The sequence below is a fragment of the Paenibacillus sp. FSL L8-0436 genome (assembly GCF_038593025.1).
Taxonomy (GTDB): Bacteria; Bacillota; Bacilli; order Paenibacillales; family Paenibacillaceae; genus Paenibacillus_AQ.
Genome location: NZ_CP151955.1, coordinates 5,707,800 through 5,726,470, shown reverse-complemented (window position 1 = coordinate 5,726,470; position 18,671 = coordinate 5,707,800). Strand labels below are relative to the sequence as shown.

General features: G+C 51.3%; 16 protein-coding genes and 1 other RNA gene. 14 read left to right on the top strand and 3 right to left on the bottom strand.

All coding sequences use genetic code 11. The features are described from left to right. Positions 1 to 45: 45 nt before the first annotated feature. Positions 46 to 465: a cytidine deaminase gene (locus NSS79_RS26570; RefSeq protein ID WP_342436818.1), complete on the top strand. Its 420-nt coding sequence runs from the start codon at positions 46 to 48 to the stop codon at positions 463 to 465. A gap of 198 nt (positions 466 to 663) precedes the next feature. Here NSS79_RS26570 and NSS79_RS26565 read toward each other — a convergent pair whose 3' ends face one another. Then, complete coding sequence (locus tag NSS79_RS26565; RefSeq protein ID WP_342436817.1) at positions 664 to 1,074, bottom strand: hypothetical protein; 411 nt, start codon at positions 1,072 to 1,074, stop codon at positions 664 to 666. Positions 1,075 to 1,108: 34 nt separating this feature from the next. On the opposite strand from NSS79_RS26565, the gene era reads away from it, so the two are divergent. From era to rnpB, 12 genes are all read left to right on the top strand, one after another. Next, positions 1,109 to 1,939 (top strand): GTPase Era, encoded by an 831-nt coding sequence (era, locus tag NSS79_RS26560; protein ID WP_231578510.1) that lies wholly within the window; start codon positions 1,109 to 1,111, stop codon positions 1,937 to 1,939. A 107-nt stretch (positions 1,940 to 2,046) separates the two neighbouring features. Then, positions 2,047 to 2,190 carry a YqzL family protein gene (locus tag NSS79_RS26555; RefSeq protein WP_076109086.1) on the top strand — a complete coding sequence of 48 codons (144 nt, stop codon included), beginning with the start codon at positions 2,047 to 2,049 and terminating at the stop codon, positions 2,188 to 2,190. 36 nt (positions 2,191 to 2,226) lie between these two features. After that, the gene (gene recO, locus NSS79_RS26550; protein ID WP_038595420.1) at positions 2,227 to 2,982 is read left to right on the top strand and encodes a DNA repair protein RecO; all 756 of its coding nucleotides are present in this window, start codon (positions 2,227 to 2,229) and stop codon (positions 2,980 to 2,982) included. 469 nt (positions 2,983 to 3,451) lie between these two features. Beyond that, the gene (gene glyQ / locus NSS79_RS26545) at positions 3,452 to 4,339 is read left to right on the top strand and encodes a glycine--tRNA ligase subunit alpha (RefSeq protein ID WP_038595418.1); all 888 of its coding nucleotides are present in this window, start codon (positions 3,452 to 3,454) and stop codon (positions 4,337 to 4,339) included. Next, a complete protein-coding gene (glyS, locus tag NSS79_RS26540) occupies positions 4,332 to 6,413 on the top strand; it encodes a glycine--tRNA ligase subunit beta (RefSeq protein WP_342436816.1) in 2,082 nt (693 codons plus the stop codon). Before glyQ ends, glyS begins: the two co-directional genes overlap by 8 nt. A 179-nt stretch (positions 6,414 to 6,592) precedes the next feature. Further along, entirely contained in the window at positions 6,593 to 7,066 is a 474-nt protein-coding gene (locus tag NSS79_RS26535; RefSeq protein WP_342440444.1) for a YaiI/YqxD family protein, read from the top strand. Between the two features lie 39 nt (positions 7,067 to 7,105). Then, positions 7,106 to 8,926: a DNA primase gene (gene dnaG, locus NSS79_RS26530; protein WP_038600472.1), complete on the top strand. Its 1,821-nt coding sequence runs from the start codon at positions 7,106 to 7,108 to the stop codon at positions 8,924 to 8,926. Positions 8,927 to 8,966: 40 nt separating this feature from the next. Beyond that, positions 8,967 to 10,100 (top strand): RNA polymerase sigma factor RpoD, encoded by a 1,134-nt coding sequence (gene rpoD / locus NSS79_RS26525; RefSeq protein ID WP_342436815.1) that lies wholly within the window; start codon positions 8,967 to 8,969, stop codon positions 10,098 to 10,100. A 96-nt stretch (positions 10,101 to 10,196) separates the two neighbouring features. After that, positions 10,197 to 11,021, top strand: coding sequence for a hypothetical protein (locus NSS79_RS26520; protein WP_342436814.1), 825 nt, complete (start codon positions 10,197 to 10,199; stop codon positions 11,019 to 11,021). Beyond that, positions 11,018 to 11,797, top strand: a complete 780-nt coding sequence (locus NSS79_RS26515) for a class I SAM-dependent methyltransferase (protein WP_342436813.1) — start codon at positions 11,018 to 11,020, stop codon at positions 11,795 to 11,797. The genes NSS79_RS26520 and NSS79_RS26515 overlap by 4 nt, the downstream gene beginning before the upstream one ends. Then, on the top strand, positions 11,773 to 12,888 hold the full coding sequence (locus NSS79_RS26510) for a Nif3-like dinuclear metal center hexameric protein (RefSeq protein ID WP_342436812.1): 1,116 nt from the start codon (positions 11,773 to 11,775) through the stop codon (positions 12,886 to 12,888). The genes NSS79_RS26515 and NSS79_RS26510 overlap by 25 nt, the downstream gene beginning before the upstream one ends. A 62-nt stretch (positions 12,889 to 12,950) precedes the next feature. Then, positions 12,951 to 13,365, top strand: an RNA gene (gene rnpB, locus NSS79_RS26505) — RNase P RNA component class A. Between the two features lie 507 nt (positions 13,366 to 13,872). Here the strand turns inward: rnpB and NSS79_RS26500 are convergent. Then, complete coding sequence (locus tag NSS79_RS26500) at positions 13,873 to 15,108, bottom strand: PLP-dependent aminotransferase family protein (RefSeq protein ID WP_342436811.1); 1,236 nt, start codon at positions 15,106 to 15,108, stop codon at positions 13,873 to 13,875. A 92-nt stretch (positions 15,109 to 15,200) separates the two neighbouring features. Between NSS79_RS26500 and NSS79_RS26495 the strand changes: the two genes are divergently transcribed. Continuing rightward, on the top strand, positions 15,201 to 16,640 hold the full coding sequence (locus tag NSS79_RS26495) for a PLP-dependent aminotransferase family protein (protein ID WP_342436810.1): 1,440 nt from the start codon (positions 15,201 to 15,203) through the stop codon (positions 16,638 to 16,640). On the opposite strand, the gene NSS79_RS26490 is transcribed toward NSS79_RS26495, so the two are convergent. After that, positions 16,637 to 18,526 carry a S8 family peptidase gene (locus tag NSS79_RS26490; protein ID WP_342436809.1) on the bottom strand — a complete coding sequence of 630 codons (1,890 nt, stop codon included), beginning with the start codon at positions 18,524 to 18,526 and terminating at the stop codon, positions 16,637 to 16,639. The two genes, NSS79_RS26495 and NSS79_RS26490, sit on opposite strands and share 4 nt — an antisense overlap. Between the last annotated feature and the right edge of the window lie 145 nt (positions 18,527 to 18,671).

Here is an 18,671-nt window from a genome sequence, read left to right as displayed (position 1 = left end):
TTGCTCGATGAAGTCTATGCTTACAAAACTTTTAGGAGGATCACTATGGATTCTGCGCTACTTCTTCAAGAAGCGATAAAGGCACGAACGAGTGCCTATATACCTTATTCCCGCTTTGGCGTCGGTGCTGCGCTGCTGGATCAGGACGGCCATGTCCATCATGGCTGCAACATTGAGAATGCTGCTTACGGGCCGACCAACTGTGCGGAGCGGACTGCGATGTTCCGCGCCATCGCGGACGGCCATAAAGCCCGCAGCTTCCAGGCCATGGCGGTTGTTGCCGATACCGATGGCCCCGTATCGCCCTGCGGTGTCTGCCGGCAGGTGATGGTGGAACTATGCGGTCCCGACATGAAGGTCATCCTCGGGAATATGAAAGGCGATATCGTGGAGACTACCGTGCGTGACCTGCTCCCGGGTGCTTTCGGTCCGGACGATCTGGAGCAGGGGCAAGCTCCTGAGTAAAAGCCTGCATATAGAAACAGCGGTTAGCTGTTTCGATGTTAACTGTATTCTACTGCAGTATGTGCAGTAGAATTAGCTGATGTTTCTTTGAAATGGAAATCTGTTGCACTTTGTGCAGCAGGATGAGGTAGTTCGCCTGTTTTTCGCCTGTTCTGAGCAAATCAATTGCACAAAATGCAGCAGATGCAGAAAACAGCCTTATTTATGTGAATTCTGCTGCACTAAATGCAACAGAATATCAAGTGAGACTGCTTCAAATTGTTTAACGTAACTATCAGTGTGAAAATGTTCAAAATGTGCTAAGCAACTCCTAATCTTCAGAGTAACTTGGCTAAGGGGATCAAGAACAAGGTTTTGAGTAATATCCCCGGCGCCACCATCCAAGCGTGTTCCCGCAGGGGACGAAAGCGCTCCAAGCACGCCGCCTATTCCAAGCGCCGAACCTAACTGTGCCATCCCATTCCGGGTGTCCAGAGGGCTGGAGCCCTTGGGGTCCCCCTTGGCTAAGGGGGATTTAGGGGGATCGAAAAAAGCTTTTGAAACAGTTTTTAACGTTTTTGAAAAAGGAAGGAAGATTATATTGAAATTCAAATCAGGGTTTGTTGCCATTATCGGCAGACCGAATGTAGGCAAATCGACACTTATGAACCAGGTGATTGGCCAAAAAATTGCCATCATGTCGGACAAGCCGCAGACAACCAGAAACAAAATCCACGGGGTTTACACTGCCAACAACTCGCAGATCGTATTTTTGGACACGCCGGGTATCCATAAAAGACAATCCAAGCTGGGTGACTACATGAACCAGACGGCGATGAGCACGCTGCATGAAGTGGAGGCTGTGCTGTTTCTGGTGGACGCATCCGAAGGACTCGGCGGCGGCGACCGCTTTATCGCGGAGCAATTACACAGTATCAAGACACCGGTTATTCTGGTGATGAACAAAATTGACAAGATCGAGCCGGAAGCGCTGCTGCCGCTGATTACACAGTACAACAAGCTGCATGAGTTTGCCGAAATCGTACCGATCTCCGCCAAGCTGGGCAACAATGTGAATACCCTGCTGGATCAGGTGGCGAAATATTTGCCGGAAGGTCCGCAGTATTATCCCGACGATCAGATTACCGATCATCCGGAGCAGTTCGTCTGCGCGGAGCTGATCCGCGAGAAGATTCTCCATATGACCCGCGAAGAGGTGCCGCATTCCATTGCGGTGGCCATCGAAGATATGAGTGTAGAACCCAATGGAGTTGTGCATATTTCTGCCGTTATTTTTGTGGAGCGCGATTCCCAGAAGGGGATCATTATCGGCAAGCAGGGTGCGCTGCTGAAAGAAGTGGGCCGGCGCGCCCGTACGGATATCGAGAATCTGCTGGGATCGAAGATTTTTCTGGAGCTATGGGTAAAAGTGAAAAAAGACTGGCGCAATCAGGACCGCGTACTGCGGGATTTGGGCTTCCATAAAGACCTTTAATCTTGGGCTCCGCAGCTTCTTGGCAGGAATTGCAAGGATAGAACCTGGCACATCGCACATCCTATTTCTGAAGAGACATCGTGTTTCCGAAGAAAGGATGAATACGAATGCGAGACTTTTCGTGGAAGTATTTTGCAATGACTGGAGATGTCGATGCTTATCTGCTGTACAGAGAAGCCGTAGATCCGCTGGATGAAGGCGGTCTGCTGCTTGCAGAGGAAGAGAAGGCCCTTGATGAAGAAGCGCAATAAGGACTGGTTGCTTGCCGAATGGTTGGGGGAAGAAGCATGCTACACAGGGTGGAAGGGATCGTCATCCGCAGCATGGACTACGGCGAGGGGAACGCGATTATTACGCTTTGCACCGAGAACGCCGGCAAAGTAGGCGTTCTGGTGCGTGGCGCCAAGAAGGTCAAAAGCCGCCATGCTGCTCTGATCCAGCTGTTCACTGTAGGGGAATTTGTGTTTTTCCGCAACAACGGGGGACTGGGTACATTAAATGCCGGGGAAATTACACAGTCTCACCATCCGCTGCGCGGGGATTTGTTCAAAGCGGCATATGCTTCATATGCCTGCGAGCTGCTTGACCGTGTGCTGCATGATGAGGAGACGGGAAGCTTTTGGTTCCGCCAGCTTTCAGCCTGCTTGAATGCACTTGAGGACGGCAAGGAACCCGGTGTCATTATAAATGTTTTTGAGATGAAAATACTGCAGGCGGCCGGATATGGTCCGGAGCTGGATGCCTGTGTCGTATGCGGGTTGGACAAACCTGATGAAGAACTCAGAATAAGCCCCCGCCTCGGCGGGGTGCTCTGCCGCAGCTGCAGGCATAATGATCCTCCAGCCATGGAGATTTCTCCGCGGGCGCTGAAGCTGCTGCGTTTATTCGCTGCACTTGATTTAACCCGGCTTGGAAATGTCGACGTGAAGGAAGGCACCCGCGCAGAACTTAAAAAGATTATGCGTGCCTTTATGGACATGCAGCTTGGGCTGAAGCTGAAGTCGCAAGGGTTTCTTGATCAGCTCGACAAATACGATATTTGACGAAATCCAAATTTTCCGTTACTATGGTGACAGTTTCTTCTTGTTGTATACAGCCGTTGTTGCTCTGACATTTGGAGACGTACAGTGATCGGGAAAGTAATGGGCAAATTTGTCGCTTAAGCGAGCCGGGGATAGTGGAAGCCTGGCGGGACAAGGTTCATGAACAGGGCACCCGGGAGTACGGTAACGGCAGAATGAAAAGTGGATTGCGCTCATCGGATTGGCCTGCTTTATTAGCCGGATACCGGATGCGTAATCAAGTAGGGTGGAACCGCGGGAGAATAAGTTAAGCTCTCGTCCCTATGTCTGTATATCAGGCATGGGGGCGGGAGCTTTTTTGCCTTGTGGTGAGGATTTAACCAATAATCCTGTACAGCCGCAAGTATAAAAGAGTGCCGCCTCCATCGCGCAGGAGCAAGAGCCTCAAGGCACAGCGTGCCAAAAACTTGTAAGCGAAGGAGTCGGTAGTATGAATTTTCAGCAGATGATTTTGACACTGCAGCAGTTCTGGGCAGCAGAGAATTGTATTCTCGTCCAGCCGTATGATACGGAAAAAGGGGCGGGCACGATGAACCCTATGACGTTTTTGCGTTCGCTTGGACCGGAGCCGTGGAAAGTAGCTTACGTTGAGCCTTCCCGCCGTCCATCGGATGGACGTTATGGCGAGAACCCGAACCGCCTGTACCAGCATCACCAGTTCCAGGTGATCATCAAGCCTTCACCGGACAACATCCAGGAGCTTTATCTGGAAAGCCTGAAGGCGCTTGGTGTAGATCCGCTGCTGAATGATATCCGGTTTGTAGAAGATAACTGGGAGAATCCGTCGCTGGGCTGTGCAGGCCTTGGCTGGGAAGTATGGCTGAACGGCGAAGAGGTTACTCAGTTTACTTACTTCCAGCAAGTCGGAGGAATTGAGACCAAACCGGTTGCTGTTGAGATCACATACGGATTGGAACGGTTGGCCTCCAACATCATGAAGAAAGAAAATGTGTTTGATCTGGAATGGGTGGACGGCATGACCTATGGTGATGTATTCCATCAACCGGAGGTTGAGCACTCGACCTATACATTTGAAGTCTCCGATGTCAAAATGCTGTTCACACTCTTTAATACCTACGAAGAGGAAGCACGCAGAGCTATGGAGCACCATCTGGTGTTTCCGGCTTACGATTATGTGCTGAAATGCTCGCATACCTTCAATCTTCTGGATGCACGCGGAGCGATCAGCGTTACCGAACGCACGGGCTTTATTACGCGGGTGCGGAATCTGGCCCGTACCGTTGCGGCGACATATCTTGAGGAACGCGAGAAGCTTGGCTTCCCGCTGCTGAAGAAAGAAGGTGCTGACCTTGTCTAAAGATATATTGTTCGAGATCGGTTTGGAAGAGGTGCCTGCACGCTTCATCCGCGCTGCGATGGAGCAGTTGAAAGACAGAACAACTAAATGGCTGGAAGCTTCGCGTATTTCCCATGGCGGAGTCAACGCATATGCAACACCGCGCCGCCTTACGGTTCTGGTGAAGGATGCTGCCGAAAGGCAAGAGGATATCAGCGAAGAGGTGAAGGGCCCTTCTCGTAAAATCGCGTTGGACGCGAGCGGCGAGTGGAGCAAGGCCGCACTCGGCTTTGCCCGCAGCCAAGGGGTGTCGACGGAGCAGTTTACCTTTAAAGAATTGGCCGGAGTGGAGTATATCTACGCCACCAAAAACAGTGCAGGTGTAAATACTTCCTCGCTATTGTCCGAAGGACTCAGCGGCATTGTCAGCTCGATGACCTTTCCGAAAAATATGCGCTGGGGAGCGTATGATTTTAAATTTGTCCGTCCGATCCGTTGGCTGGTTGCCTTGTTTGGGCAGGAGATCATTGATCTGGAAATTACAGGGGTTAAAGCAGGCAATACCAGCCGTGGCCACCGTTTCCTTGGAACGAATGCTGTTATTGCTGAACCTGCAGATTATGTGGAAGCTATGCGTGCGCAGCACGTGCTGGTTGATGTGAAGGAACGTGAAGAGCTGATTCTGAACCAGATCAACAAGCTGGCAGCAGAGAAAAGCTGGACAATTGCCATCAAAGAAGATCTGCTGGAGGAAGTGCTGTTCCTGGTAGAAACACCGACTGTACTGTTTGGCACATTCGATCCTTCCTTCTTGAACATTCCGCAGGATGTGCTGATCACTTCAATGCGCGAGCATCAGCGTTACTTCCCGGTCTTAGATAGCGCAGGCACACTCCTGCCGTTCTTCGTTACCGTGCGTAACGGAAATGCAGAATCGCTGGACGTCATTGCCAAGGGGAACGAAAAGGTGTTGCGTGCCCGCCTATCGGATGCGAAGTTCTTTTATGGAGAAGATCAGAAAATGCAGATCAGCGATGCGCTGGCTAAGCTGGAATCAATCGTGTATCACGAAGAGCTGGGCAGCGTTGGCGATAAGGTCCGCCGCATCCGCGCCATTTCTGACAAGCTTGCTGCGAAGCTGGGGTTGTCCGCAGATACTGCGGCTGAAGTCAGCCGTACGGCTGATATTTGCAAATTCGATCTGGTGACGCAGATGGTCTATGAGTTCCCTGAGCTTCAGGGCACAATGGGTGAAGATTATGCCCGCAAAGCGGGAGAAGCGGAAAATGTGGCAAAAGGTATTTTTGAGCATTATCAGCCGCGTTTTGCCGGAGATGCAGTTCCTTCTACGCAAGCTGGTCTTATAGTCAGCCTGGCCGATAAAATCGATACGATCGTGGGCTGCTTCTCCATCGGTATTATTCCGACCGGTTCACAAGACCCTTACGCGCTTCGACGCCAGGCGGCAGGCATTGTGCAGATGGTGCTGGAGCATCAATTGCCAATCTCTTTGCAGGAAATTTTCGCTGCGGCTTTGGAAATTCATGAAAATTTGCGTACAGAGAAACATTTTGCCCCTGAGCTGCGTATAAACCTTTACGAGTTCTTCGGTCTGCGCGTAAAACGACTTTTGTCCGACGACAATATCCGCTACGATGTGGTGGATGCGGTGACTGCCGCTGGTTTTGATGACATTGTCGCTGTTGTAGGCAGAAGCCGTGCGCTTACCGATGCTGTGAATGAAGTCGCTGATTTCAAGATCACTGTGGATTCGCTGACTCGTATCAGCAATCTGGCAGCGAAGGCGCCGGAAGGCATTGTGGTTGAGCCTTCATTGCTGAAAGAAGAGGCTGAGCTTAAGCTGTACGAAACATGGCAGGGTATTCACACGCCGTATCATGAAGCGCTCACTGCCCGAAATGCTGCTGAAGCGCTGCGGATTCTTTCCGGCCTTAAGGATGCCGTTACCGGATTCTTCGATTCCGTAATGGTTATGGCTGAAGATGAGGGAATACGCGCGAACCGTCTTGCGCTGCTGGCCGGCATTGATGCCGACTCCAAATCTTTTGCCGATTTCGGTAAGCTGGTTTGGTAAAACCCGGCAGCATGCAAGTAATGTTTGTGATTTTTATGGTATAGATCGATGGTTTAGGGTATAAATATACGGAACGGTGCCAATGCGTAAGTTGACATTCGTTCCGTATTTATGCTTTATCAAAGAAGGATTTTCGTTTGGCAAAGCGTATATATATTACACGGGAATTTGGTGATGTCATGTTGAGATCCCAAGAAAGAACAATTGTAGTCGACGGGGACGCGTGCCCGGTCAAGAAGGAAATCGTTGCTGTAGCCCGTTCTTTCGGCATTCCGGTATTGATGGTTTCTTCTTTTGATCATGTGCTGCAAGCTGAAGAAGGTGTTACTGTGGTGCAGGTGGACCGCGGCGCAGACAGTGCAGACCTGTATATTGCCAATCATGTTTCTGCTGGAGATGTAGTCATTACACAGGATTACGGCCTGGCGGCACTTGCGCTCGGCAAACGTTGCAAGGTGCTCTCTAACCGGGGACAGGAATATGATAATTCCAACATGGATTTTATGCTGGAGAGCAGGCATGCCAATGCGGTGGAACGCAGGCGGGGGCATTATTCCAAGGGTCCAAAAGCCATCACCGCAGAGGAAAAAATGAATTTTCAACATAAACTGACAAAACTTTTAACAATTTTGCAGGAGAATGTGGAGCTATAGCGAATTATATTTATTTGTTAAGAGATGAAGGTGGTTGAAGTGGCTAGCGGACACGGTAATATTCCAGAAGAAGTTATCGAGAGCGTGCTGGCGCGGCATGACATTGTCGATACCGTCGGTAAGGTTGTCCATTTGTCCAAGCAGGGGAAATATTTATGGGGCCTCTGCCCGTTCCATTCGGAGAAATCCCCTTCCTTCACCGTAACCCCGGACCGGGGAGTTTTTCATTGCTTTGGCTGTGGTATGGGCGGAAATGCCATCAAATTCAGGATGGAAATCGAAGGGTTATCCTTCCCCGAAGCAGTCAGAATAATGGCGGAAGAAAGCGATATTGCTATTCCCGAAGGCAAAGGAGGCACATTATCTCCTCCCGATCCTGAGCGGGACCGGCTGATACAGGCTTATGAGTTGTCGGCCAAATTTTATCATTTTTTGCTGAAGAACACGGAATACGGCACTGCCGCAATGAATTATTTAAGATCCCGGAACTTCAGTGATAAAATGATCGACCAGTTTCAAATCGGCTATGCTCCAGACCGATGGGACACCCTGCTGCAGTTTCTGGAGAAACGGAATTTTGATCTTGCTGAAATGGAAAAGGGCGGACTGTTGTCTGCCAGGGGCGAGGGCAAAGGGTATCTCGACCGTTTTCGCGGGCGCGTTATTTTTCCGATTGCGAACCGCACAGGCAAGACCATTGCTTTTGCCGGAAGAATTCTTGGGGAAGGTCAGCCGAAATATTTGAATTCCCCGGAGAGCAGACTATTTAACAAAAGCCGGATTCTGTACAATTTGCACCAGTCCAAAGCATCCATCCGCAAAACGCGGCAAATCGTCCTCTTCGAAGGATACGGCGATGTCATTTCGGCCTGGGAAGCAGGTGTGCATAACGGCGTGGCTACCATGGGAACCTCGCTGACTGAGGGACATGTAGCCCTGATGAAAAGTCTGGCTGACGAGATTGTTCTTGCCTACGATGGCGACCGGGCGGGACAAGCTGCAGCGATGAAGGCGATCCCGATGCTGGAAAGCAATGATCTGCGGGTGAAGGTTGCCGTGCTGCCGAGCGGTCTGGATCCGGATGAATTTATCTCCCGTCACGGCGGGGACAGATTCAAGGAACAGGTGATGGATTCGGTGGTATCATCCATAAAATTTAAGCTTATATATCTGAAAAAAAACCATATACTCCTAGAGGAAGACGGCAAAATCGCCTATGTCAAGGAGGCATTGGAGATTATTGCATCACTGCAATCTTCGACCGAGCGTGAAGTTTATCTGCGGGAAATATCCTCAGAGCTGGAGCTGTCATATGATAGCTTAAAGCAGGATTGCAACTTGCTGCGGGCGTCGATGCAAAAAAACATCCCCGAAGGGGATAATAACGATAAAAGGTGGAATAATGGTAGGCATAAAAAAGGGCAAGTGCAGACACCTACTTTACTGCCCGCTTATCATGTTGCGGAACGGCGCCTGCTATCCTTTATGATTCAGGACCCGGAAGCTGCTACTTATGTAGGCGAACGCCTCGGAGAAGAGTTCAACATCGATGATCATGCGGCAATCGCCGCTTATCTATATGCCTATTATGCGCAAGGCAAACCACCCGGCATCAGTCGTTTTTTATCATCACTACAGGATGATCGTCTGGAGAAGACTGCAACAGCGATATCCATGATGGACACACCGCCGGATTGGAATACGCAGGTTTTGGACGATTGCATCCGTGAAGTAAGGAAGTACCCCCTGCAGCGCAGGATGGAGCAAAAACGCGAAGAAATGATTCAAGCGGAGAAATCCGGTGACTTTTTGCGTGCGGCACAAATTGCAAGTGAGATTATAACCCTAGAGAGACAATAAGGAATTGACAGGATGTACCTAGGGAGGAGGGAGTCGAATTATGGCTAACGATCAGCACACTGAACTGGAAGCAGAATTTACTCTGGATCAGGCTAAGGACCAGCTTATTGAGCACGGCAAGAAAAGATCATCATTGAACTACAAAGATATTATGGAGAAATTGTCGCCGTTTGATCAAGACCCCGAGCAGATGGAGGAATTCTACGAGCAGCTCAGCGACCTCGGTATTGAGGTTGTAAATGAGAATGACGAGGAAGGTTCACCGCTCCGCCAGAGCGAGGACAACGAGAATAGCGACTCTGACGACTTCAGCTTTGACGACGATTTGTCGCTGCCGCCGGGAATCAAAATTAACGACCCCGTCCGGATGTATCTGAAGGAAATCGGACGTGTGCCGTTGCTCTCGGCTGACGATGAAGTCGAACTGGCCATGAGAATCAAAAACGGTGATGAGGAAGCGAAACGCCGGCTGGCTGAAGCGAATCTGCGGCTCGTTGTCAGTATCGCCAAGCGTTATGTTGGACGCGGTATGCTGTTCCTGGATTTGATCCAGGAGGGCAATATGGGTCTGATCAAAGCGGTTGAGAAATTTGACCACAATAAAGGGTTCAAATTCAGTACCTATGCTACTTGGTGGATTCGCCAGGCTATTACGCGGGCTATCGCTGACCAGGCGCGGACAATCCGTATTCCAGTGCATATGGTGGAGACCATCAACAAGCTGATTCGTGTCTCCCGTCAGCTGCTGCAAGAGCTTGGACGCGAGCCTTCGCCGGAAGAAATTGCGGCTGAAATGGAATTGACGGTTGAGAAAGTCAGAGAAATCATGAAGATTGCCCAAGAGCCGGTTTCCCTGGAAACACCAATCGGTGAAGAGGATGATTCGCATCTGGGCGATTTCATTGAGGATCAGGAGGCGCTTGCTCCTGCGGATGCAGCAGCCTATGAACTGCTGAAGGAACAGCTGGAGGATGTGCTGGACACGCTCACCGAGCGTGAAGAAAATGTGCTTCGTCTTCGTTTCGGTCTGGATGACGGCCGGACGAGAACGCTTGAGGAAGTGGGTAAAGTATTCGGCGTAACCCGTGAGCGGATCCGCCAGATTGAAGCAAAAGCGCTGCGTAAGCTGCGCCACCCAAGCCGCAGCAAACGGCTTAAAGATTTCCTCGAATAGGTTTCATAAAACCGGACCTTCTGCTGCACGGTGGCAGGAGGTCCTTTTATCTTGAGATACACCTAAGTAAAGGTGTGAAAAGAGAGGGATTAGCCGTTGAATTTGGAAAAACGAGAAATTATATTAAGAGAAATTCATTACTGGAGAAGGAGCAAGCTACTGCCTGAGCAGTATTGCGACTTCTTGACCAACCTTTACGATGATGAGAAGGAGATCAAAGACAGCAATCCGATCTCGCTGAAAAATCTTCAGCAGGGCAGCATCAAAATATGGTTGTTTGGTTTTGGAATTATTTCCTTGATTTTCTTGATTAGTCTTTATTTTAGCGTTTTTCCTTGGCCTTTGCAACTTGCCACAGCTCTATGTGTACTAATTGTTTGTTACGGTTATTCGGCTATTTACCGGGATCGAAACCACATGATCAGTCTTGTTTTGGCAGGAGTTGGCAGTGTACTGACGATAGGATTTGGCCTCTGGCTCATTGCTCTGCATGATCTGAACGCGGACTTTTGGCGGCCGCTGCTGATCGCAGTATGCGGCCTATTGTGGGTGATACTCGGATTCACATTGCGTATAGGCTTGCTGCACTATTGCGGGTTTGCCTTCTGGGCCCTGCTCTATGCCGGGTTCTCCGGCCAAATGCGCCCTGATGCTTCGGTTCTGGAGCTTGAGCTGCTCTGGCTGCCGCTCTGCATACTGATGGTCTGGCTGAGCTGGTTGTTGTACCACAGGATCAAAGGGGTTTCAGGGGTATATTTGGGCGTCGGAGTGTCGCTCTGGCTGATGCCGGAGATTGATGCGCTGTGGCTCAGACCGGATTATCCGGAATGGGTGTCGCTGGTGTTAATATTTAAGATTGCAGTAGGCCTTGCGCTGCTGTTTATTTTCCGAAAAAAATGGATAACGTGGGTGGCCTCATGAACAACGTAAAATTATCAAACCGGCTCCAGCTTGTGCTGGAGCAGATTCCAACAGGCAGCAAACTTGCCGATATTGGCTCGGATCATGCGCTGCTTCCGGTAGCTGCCTTGAGAAGCGGGAAAGCGGTCTCTGCAATAGCAGGTGAAGTCAATCCAGGACCTTATGAAGCAGCGCGTAGAGGTGTGGCGGAGGCGGGCCTGGGCAAACAGATTGAGGTGCGGCGCGGAGACGGCCTCGAAGTGCTGGAGCCGGGTGAAGCTGACAGCATCTCCATCGCCGGAATGGGCGGCGCATTGATTGCCGCTATCCTGGACCGCGGCAAAAGCCTCGGCAAGCTTGCAGGTGTGAAACTGCTTGCGCTGCAGCCAAATGTGGGCGAGGATATTCTGCGCCGCTGGCTGCTGAACAACCAATGGGTGCTTACGGCAGAGCATATCCTGGAAGAAGACGGGAAAATATATGAAATACTGACGGCGGTCCCTGAGGGTGAAGCTGCAGGGATCACAAATGAGCAGCTTTATCATGAACGGCAGCTTGCCGGTGGCAACATGGTATGCAGCAAGGAGCTGCTTCTGCAAATGGGGCCTTGGCTGCTGCAAGCGCCAAACGCCGTATTTACTGCCAAATGGCAGAGTGAGATTGCAAAATTGGAAGGGATTCTGGCTTCCTTGTCCCGCTCGGAGCTTGAATCGGCGGAAGAAAAGCGCAGCAGGATCACGGCGCAGATCACAACAATCTCGGAGGTGCTGAAATGTACGCCAAAGGACAAACTGTAATCGGGTATATGGAGCAGCTTGCCCCGAAACATCTGGCTGAGGAATGGGACAACATCGGCCTTCAGCTGGGCAGCCTGCAGAAAGAAATTACCGGCGTGCTGGTTGCACTGGACGTCAACGACGACATTGTGGACGAAGCGATTGCTCAGGGCTGCAACCTGATCATCGCCCATCACGCGATTATCTTTCGTCCGCTTAAGGGGATACAGACCGAAACACCGATGGGCAAGCTCTATGAGAAGCTGATCAAAAATGATATTGCCGTATACATCAGCCATACCAACCTGGATGTCGCTGAAGGCGGGATGAACGACTGGATGGCGGAAGCGCTTGGCATCGAGAACGGTGCGCCGATCAAGGACATTCATACCGAGCAGCTGTCCAAGCTGGTTGTATTCGTGCCGAAGGATCATCACCAGAAGGTGCTGGACGCTATTCTAAATGCCGGTGCAGGCTGGATCGGCAACTACAGCCATTGCAGCTTCAACATCGAAGGCTACGGCACCTTCATTCCGCGTGAAGGCTCTCAACCTTATATTGGAGAAGCGGGTAAAATGGAACGCGCCGAGGAAGTCCGCATCGAAACGATCGTGCCGCTGTCTATCCGCAATAAAGTAGTTCAGGCGATGCTTAAAGCTCATCCTTACGAAGAGGTAGCGTATGATCTTTATTCCATGGACCTTAAAGGCCGCAGCCTCGGACTCGGCAGAGTAGGCAAGCTTAAGGAGCCAACAACGCTTGGCGAATTTATCGAGACGGTCAAAACCGGCCTGAAGGTCGATCACGTTCGTGTTGTGGGCGATTTGAACCGCCCCATCCGCAAAGCGGCTGTAATGGGCGGCTCGGGGGCGAAGTATTATAACAGCGCCATCTTCAAAGGAGCCGATGTACTGGTGACTGGCGATGTCGATTATCATACGGCTCAAGATGCTTACTTGGCCGGCATCTCATTAATTGATCCGGGACATAATGCGGAGAAGATTATGAAGGAGAAAGTGGCCGAGTGGATTCAGGGGAAGCTGGCTGAGCATAAGTACGGCACAGCGGTGTATGCTTCGCAGATTGATACAGAGCCTTTCAAATTCCTGTAGATTCCCTTTATTTACACTTGTGCAGGTTGCGGCAAATCTGTATAATATACAATGTTGATCGGGAAGTTTGACAGACAATCGCCGGTGTGCGTGAAGACGCCGCGGGAGGAAAGTCCGGGCTCCACAAGGCAGGGTGCTGGATAACATCCAGTCGGCGCGAGCCGAAGGATAGTGCCACAGAAATGGACCGCCGATGGCCGCTTTCGGGCGGCACAGGCAAGGATGGAACCGAGGTGTAAGAGACCCCGAGGAACGCTGGTGACTTCGTTCCTGGTAAACCCCATCTGGAGCAAGACCTAATGAGACGCAGCGCTTCCTTAACCGGAAGAGCAGCCTTCGCCTGAGGCGTGTCTAGGTTGGTCGCTGGAGCTGTGCAGTAATGTATGGCCTAGATAGATGATTGTCGCTTATGGTGGGAGGGTAGTTCCCGTTTGAACCACGACGAGCACAGAACCCGGCTTACGGCAAACTTTCCTAACTGACAACTCTTATGAACTGTTATACTGTGAATTATATACGACAGACAGCGGCCTTCCTTTGGAAGGCCGCTTTTTTAACGCCTTAGTTCAAAGATGAAATTAAAAAGACCGCATCGCTCCCTGTTTGTTTGCACGAGAACGGTACGATCTTTTTTGTTGTTTTGGATGATCACTCTGGCGGACCTCAGTGACGATATTTAGGCGACAATACTGTTTTTGTCGTAGAAGCGGACTCAGGCGGCGTTATTTACTGAAATAGTGAGGTTAATAGCCGTTCTATTGCTAATTAACTGCACTGGAGTCCGCACCAGGCATTATTGAGCTGATTTTTGACAAATAAGGGCTCTGGAGTCCGTGCCGAAAGCAGATCATGTAGAGTCTTCGGGTAAGAGCAGTGTTTTTGCGAAATTCTACCTTCAGACTAAGCACGAACGTGCCGGAGTATTCCTGGCGGCTGTTCTAGCAGAAGCAACAATATCTGACAGGCAACGCAGCGGGGTGTCTGTTATTCCAGCGTCGGCATGAGCGTTGTCTTCAGGCTCTGGGAATACTGGCTGATGGCCTTTTCCAGCCGCCCTACAGCGAGCGGAACCAGCTCCGGCGGCGTATGGGTGAAGTTCAGCCGCATTGCATTTTTCACCGGCTTGGCGGAATAGAATACTTCACCGGGTACAAAGGCTACACCTTGCTCCACGGCGAATGGAAGCAGCCCGGCAGTGTTAATAGCGGTGGACAGCTTCAGCCACAGGAACATCCCGCCTCGTGGTTCTTCGAACTTTGCGTCTTCCCAGCCGCGCGACGACAGCTCGGCTGAGAGCTGCTTCATCCGTGAATGGTATTCGCGGGAGATAAGACGGATATGTCCCTCAAGGTCAAAGACCCGAAGCAGTTCATAGAGGGCACGCTGGTCTATGGTGCTGGAATGCAGGTCGGCTGCCTGCTTCGCTTTGGCAACTACCCGGATCAGCTCAGCCGGGCCGATAATCCAGCCGGTACGCAGGGCAGGTGCGACTATCTTGGAGAATGTTCCCGTGTAGACGACACAGTAATCCTCGCCGCAGCTTCTGTCGATCGCTGCCAGTGATGGAGGATAAGCATCAGCAGCAGCGTCGTCGAACTTAATTTCACCGTAAGGGTTGTCTTCAAGAATCAGCACGCCATATCGTCGGCACAGGGAGACCACCTGTTCGCGGCGTTCCTTGCTCCAGGTGGCCCCGGAGGGGTTGTTGAAGGTAGGGACGGCATAGAGCAGCTTGGGGCGGTGTGTGCGAAGCTGCTCCTCCAGATGGTCCGGCAGCATGCCGGATTCATCGCTCTGAACAATGTGAATGTCCGCCCGGTAGGAGTTCATCACCTGCAAGGCCGCCATATAAGTTGGAGCTTCCACGAGGACAGCGTCTCCGGGATCAAGCAGTATTTTGCACAGCAGGTCGATGGCTTGCTGGGAGCCTGTGGTGAGGAGCATTTCCGAGATATCGGTGGGGATACCTTGACGGGTCAGCCTGGCCGCAACCTGCTCACGCAGCGGAATATAGCCTTCGGTCAGACCATATTGCAGAGCCGATGTCTCCCCGGCAAGAGCGCGGCTGTAAGCCTCACGAACAGCTTCCACCGGGAAGAAGTCTTCGGCGGGCAGCCCGCCTGCCAGAGAAATGATGTCTTTGCCTTGGGTAATCTTCAGAATCTCACGAACTGCCGAGGATCCCAGATGTTCCGTCATCGTAGAGTAATTGATCTTCATAAAAATGCTCCCCGCTTTACAATTTTGTTGTATCATAACGGCATAGCGGTATAACAGTAAAGCGTTGAATATAACAGTGGGGGGAAGTGCAGATGCATATTGATTTACTCCGCAGCGGAAGTAAATCTCTGCCGCAGCAAATCAGCGAAACGATGGCCCAGCGGATCACTTCGGGATTGCTGCAGTCGGGGGCCCGCCTCCCTTCCGTGAGAAATCTGGCATCTTCCCTGAAGGTAAGCCAGGTAACGGTAAGCAAAGCTTATGCTGAACTGGAAAGTCACGGGCATATCACCTGCAGCCAGGGAAAGGGCTGTTTTGTAGCCGAGAGAGCGCGAATGTCCCTGGATGCTGGAGCGGGGTGGCAGGACGGGTATGACGACTTTTTGCCGCGGGCCCAGCTATGGCGTAATTTTGATTATTCCAAGGTGGAATATCCTTTTCATATGGCAGCGATTCATGGTGATCTGCTTCCGCTGGATTCTATCGGTGCGACCATGTCAACGCTTGTGACCGAACAGCCGGAGCTAATGGCTTCGTACGGCAATTTCCAGGGGGATCTGGAGCTGCGGGAAGTGATGTGCAGACATCTGCAAGGTCATGGAATCTATCTGCGCTCATCTGATTTAATGATCACGAGCGGAACCCAGCAGGGGATTGATCTGGTGGCCCGGACGTTTGTCGGCCCCGGGGATACCGTGTATCTGGAAGCGCCCAGCTATACGGGGGCTATAGATGTTTTTGCCGGCCGGGGGGCGGAGATGATCTTTGTGCCCATGGACAACGAAGGGATGAAAGTGGATGTGCTCACTAAACTATGCGACCGGAGACCGCCGAAGCTAATCTATACCAATCCTACGTTCCAGAATCCGAGCGGCGTCACGATGAGCATCACAAGAAGACAGCGGCTGCTGGAACTCGCCAGAAGCTACCGCTGTCTCATTGTGGAGGATGATCCGTTCAGTGATCTGTATTTCCGCAAGCCGCCTCCGCCTTCGATCAAATCGATGGATGCAGAAGGGCATGTTGTGTACATGAAAAGCTTCAGCAAAGTCATTGCCCCAGGTTGCAGAATTGCCTGCGTTGCCGCCGGAGGCAACATTCTCTCCCGGCTGATTGCCGCCAAATCGGCGAGTGACCTCGGGAGCCCGCTGCTGACCCAGAAGGCGGTGCTTCCGTTCATCGCGCGCAAATATGAAACTTACGCAGAGCAACTGCGAACCGCGTTGCGGGGACGCATGGAGAAGGCGGCAAAGCTGCTGAAACAGCATGCCCCTCAGGGAGTGTCCTGGAATCTGCCTGAGGGCGGGCTGAATTTGTGGCTGCAGCTTTCTACGGCCAGCGGCATCGGCAGGCTGCATGAGCTGGCAGAGCAGGAGGGCATCTCTTTCCTTCCGGGCGATGTCTGCTACTCCGGAGAGGTCCCTTCCCGGCATATCCGGCTATGTTATTCGCAGATGAAGGAAGCGGATATGGAGCGCGGGCTGCGGCTGTTCCTGAAGCTCTTGGACAAGCATCTCAGCTCTGTCCGTTAATTGCTGTTCTCCAGACTGTGCTGCATGGATTTCAATTGACGATCGACATGCTGCGGGAATAGCTGCAGCGGAACTACACTTCCTCCGGCTGCCCGGAGTGTTCTATAGATGTCGACCTGACCCCAGCCATAATATTTATCATGGCCGGTATCGCCGAGGTCGACGGCGTTCGAGATCATCAGTTCCATGACCTCCTTATTGGTCAGCGCCGGGTTGAGCGAACGTACAAGTCCCGCGAGTGCAGCTACATGGGGGCTGGCCATAGAGGTGCCGGACAATGCTGCATACTGGTTGTCGGGGTAGGTGCTGGCGATGCTTTCCCCGGGTGCGGTGACATCGATGTAATCCCCGTAATTGGAGAAAGAGGCTTTTTCTCCATTAGCGTTAGTCGCGGCAACCGCCAGAACCTCCTCATAAGCAGCGGGAAATCCCGGACGTTCAGTGTTATCGTTGCCCGCTGCGGAAACGATAACGACATCGCGGTCATAGGCATACTTAATCGCATCATGCAGAAACTGCGAATCGGCATAGTTGCCGAGGCTGAGATTGATCACCTTTGCTCCGTTGTCGGCTGCCCAAATAATACCTTCAGCGACGGAATACGTGGTGCCTGCGCCGGAGTTGTCCAGCGCTTTGACTGGAAGGATTTTGTTGTACCAGCTGATGCCGGCCACTCCCTCCTCGTTGTTGATCACTGCGCCGATAATGCCGGCTACATGGGTTCCATGCCCCACATCGTCATCCGGTGTCGAACCTTTTGCGACCGCGTTATATCCCGCCAGAAGCTGGCCCTGCAGATCCGGATGGCTTGCCTGTACGCCGGTATCGACCACAGCCACAACCACTTCCTTGCTGCCCTTGGACAAATTCCAGCCTTGCTCTGTTTCAATAGCCGGCAAATTCCATTGGTAGGTAGAGAACAGCAGATCATTAGGTGTAATTACACTGGCTCCTGTATTTTCGACTGCGGTCTCATTGGTTAAATACATATAGTGAGGCTCTGTATATTCAGGCTGCCATTTAGAGGTGAAGTAGGTTTTAAGCTCAGCATAGTTCATTTTATCCGAACGGAAAATATAGGCATATCCCAATTTGCGCGGCTCCTTGCAGCGGATGTCCGCAGTTATAGTCTGGATCTGTCCTGCAGTGAGATGACCGTTCTTAAAGCGTACGACGATTTCATTCTCGTAGAAATGGCTGGCGTTCTCATTATCATGGCCGGTCTTGACTGTGATATCCTTCAGCGTATCAGCATGAACCGATTCCACCCGGTACTTACCTTCCTTCGGATAAGGGATCAGCCGCAAATTTTTGAGCTGATGATCGGCGACACGGTCAAGGATCTTCTGATTAATCAGGGCAATGACGCCAATTTTTCTATCCTGATCACGCTGAGCCATGAAATAATATTTCTTCTGACCGATGATGAAGGAAGGGGATTCATAGGATTGATGACCTCTGATCGCTGATTTTGCCGTATTCAGGTACTTCAGCAGCTGTTTGTTCTCCTGATCGTTGCCCTCCGGCAGTGAGGATTTGAAGGTGTGCGTTTGCTGGGTAACGAAATCGATCCAGATGAGCATGGTGATATGCCCGTGTCCTTGCTGCAGACGTTTGGCATATGCTGAAATATCTCGGGGGGCTGCACCATGCGTATCAGCAAGCATTGTTCTTAGGTGTTTACCGACGTCGGTCCGGTTCAGCCGGTCTGTAGCCTTAACATCCTGAACCAGGGAAGTTTTCTTGAATGTTTTTTCCTGTGAGGGATTAGGCACGGCTGCTTGTTTCAGCTTTCCGTCTCCTTCAGGCCGCAACGCAAACGTCAGTAGAACTACCGTGAACGCAGCGGTGACTAAACCGGCGACGGTTAAATTTTTACGGGACATATTTTCCGCTCCTTCATGGCATCGTAATAGTTATAGGTTTAGAAGAGAGCGCCCGTTTTATGCATCACAGAAAAGGATACCGCGTCCCAAGGTTTTATGTTAATATCAAAAAGAGTAATAGGAATAATTAAGTTACAGGGAAATA

Coding starts and splice junctions, on each gene's coding strand:
- NSS79_RS26570 (WP_342436818.1), top strand. CDS start 46: ATGGATTCTGCGCTACTTCTTCAAGAAGCGATAAAGGCACGAACGAGT.
- NSS79_RS26565 (WP_342436817.1), bottom strand. CDS start 1,074: ATGGCAACAAACCCTGATTTGAATTTCAATATAATCTTCCTTCCTTTT.
- era (WP_231578510.1), top strand. CDS start 1,109: ATGAACCAGGTGATTGGCCAAAAAATTGCCATCATGTCGGACAAGCCG.
- NSS79_RS26555 (WP_076109086.1), top strand. CDS start 2,047: ATGCGAGACTTTTCGTGGAAGTATTTTGCAATGACTGGAGATGTCGAT.
- recO (WP_038595420.1), top strand. CDS start 2,227: ATGCTACACAGGGTGGAAGGGATCGTCATCCGCAGCATGGACTACGGC.
- glyQ (WP_038595418.1), top strand. CDS start 3,452: ATGAATTTTCAGCAGATGATTTTGACACTGCAGCAGTTCTGGGCAGCA.
- NSS79_RS26535 (WP_342440444.1), top strand. CDS start 6,593: ATGTTGAGATCCCAAGAAAGAACAATTGTAGTCGACGGGGACGCGTGC.
- rpoD (WP_342436815.1), top strand. CDS start 8,967: ATGGCTAACGATCAGCACACTGAACTGGAAGCAGAATTTACTCTGGAT.
- NSS79_RS26515 (WP_342436813.1), top strand. CDS start 11,018: ATGAACAACGTAAAATTATCAAACCGGCTCCAGCTTGTGCTGGAGCAG.
- NSS79_RS26510 (WP_342436812.1), top strand. CDS start 11,773: ATGTACGCCAAAGGACAAACTGTAATCGGGTATATGGAGCAGCTTGCC.
- NSS79_RS26500 (WP_342436811.1), bottom strand. CDS start 15,108: ATGAAGATCAATTACTCTACGATGACGGAACATCTGGGATCCTCGGCA.
- NSS79_RS26495 (WP_342436810.1), top strand. CDS start 15,201: ATGCATATTGATTTACTCCGCAGCGGAAGTAAATCTCTGCCGCAGCAA.
- NSS79_RS26490 (WP_342436809.1), bottom strand. CDS start 18,526: ATGTCCCGTAAAAATTTAACCGTCGCCGGTTTAGTCACCGCTGCGTTC.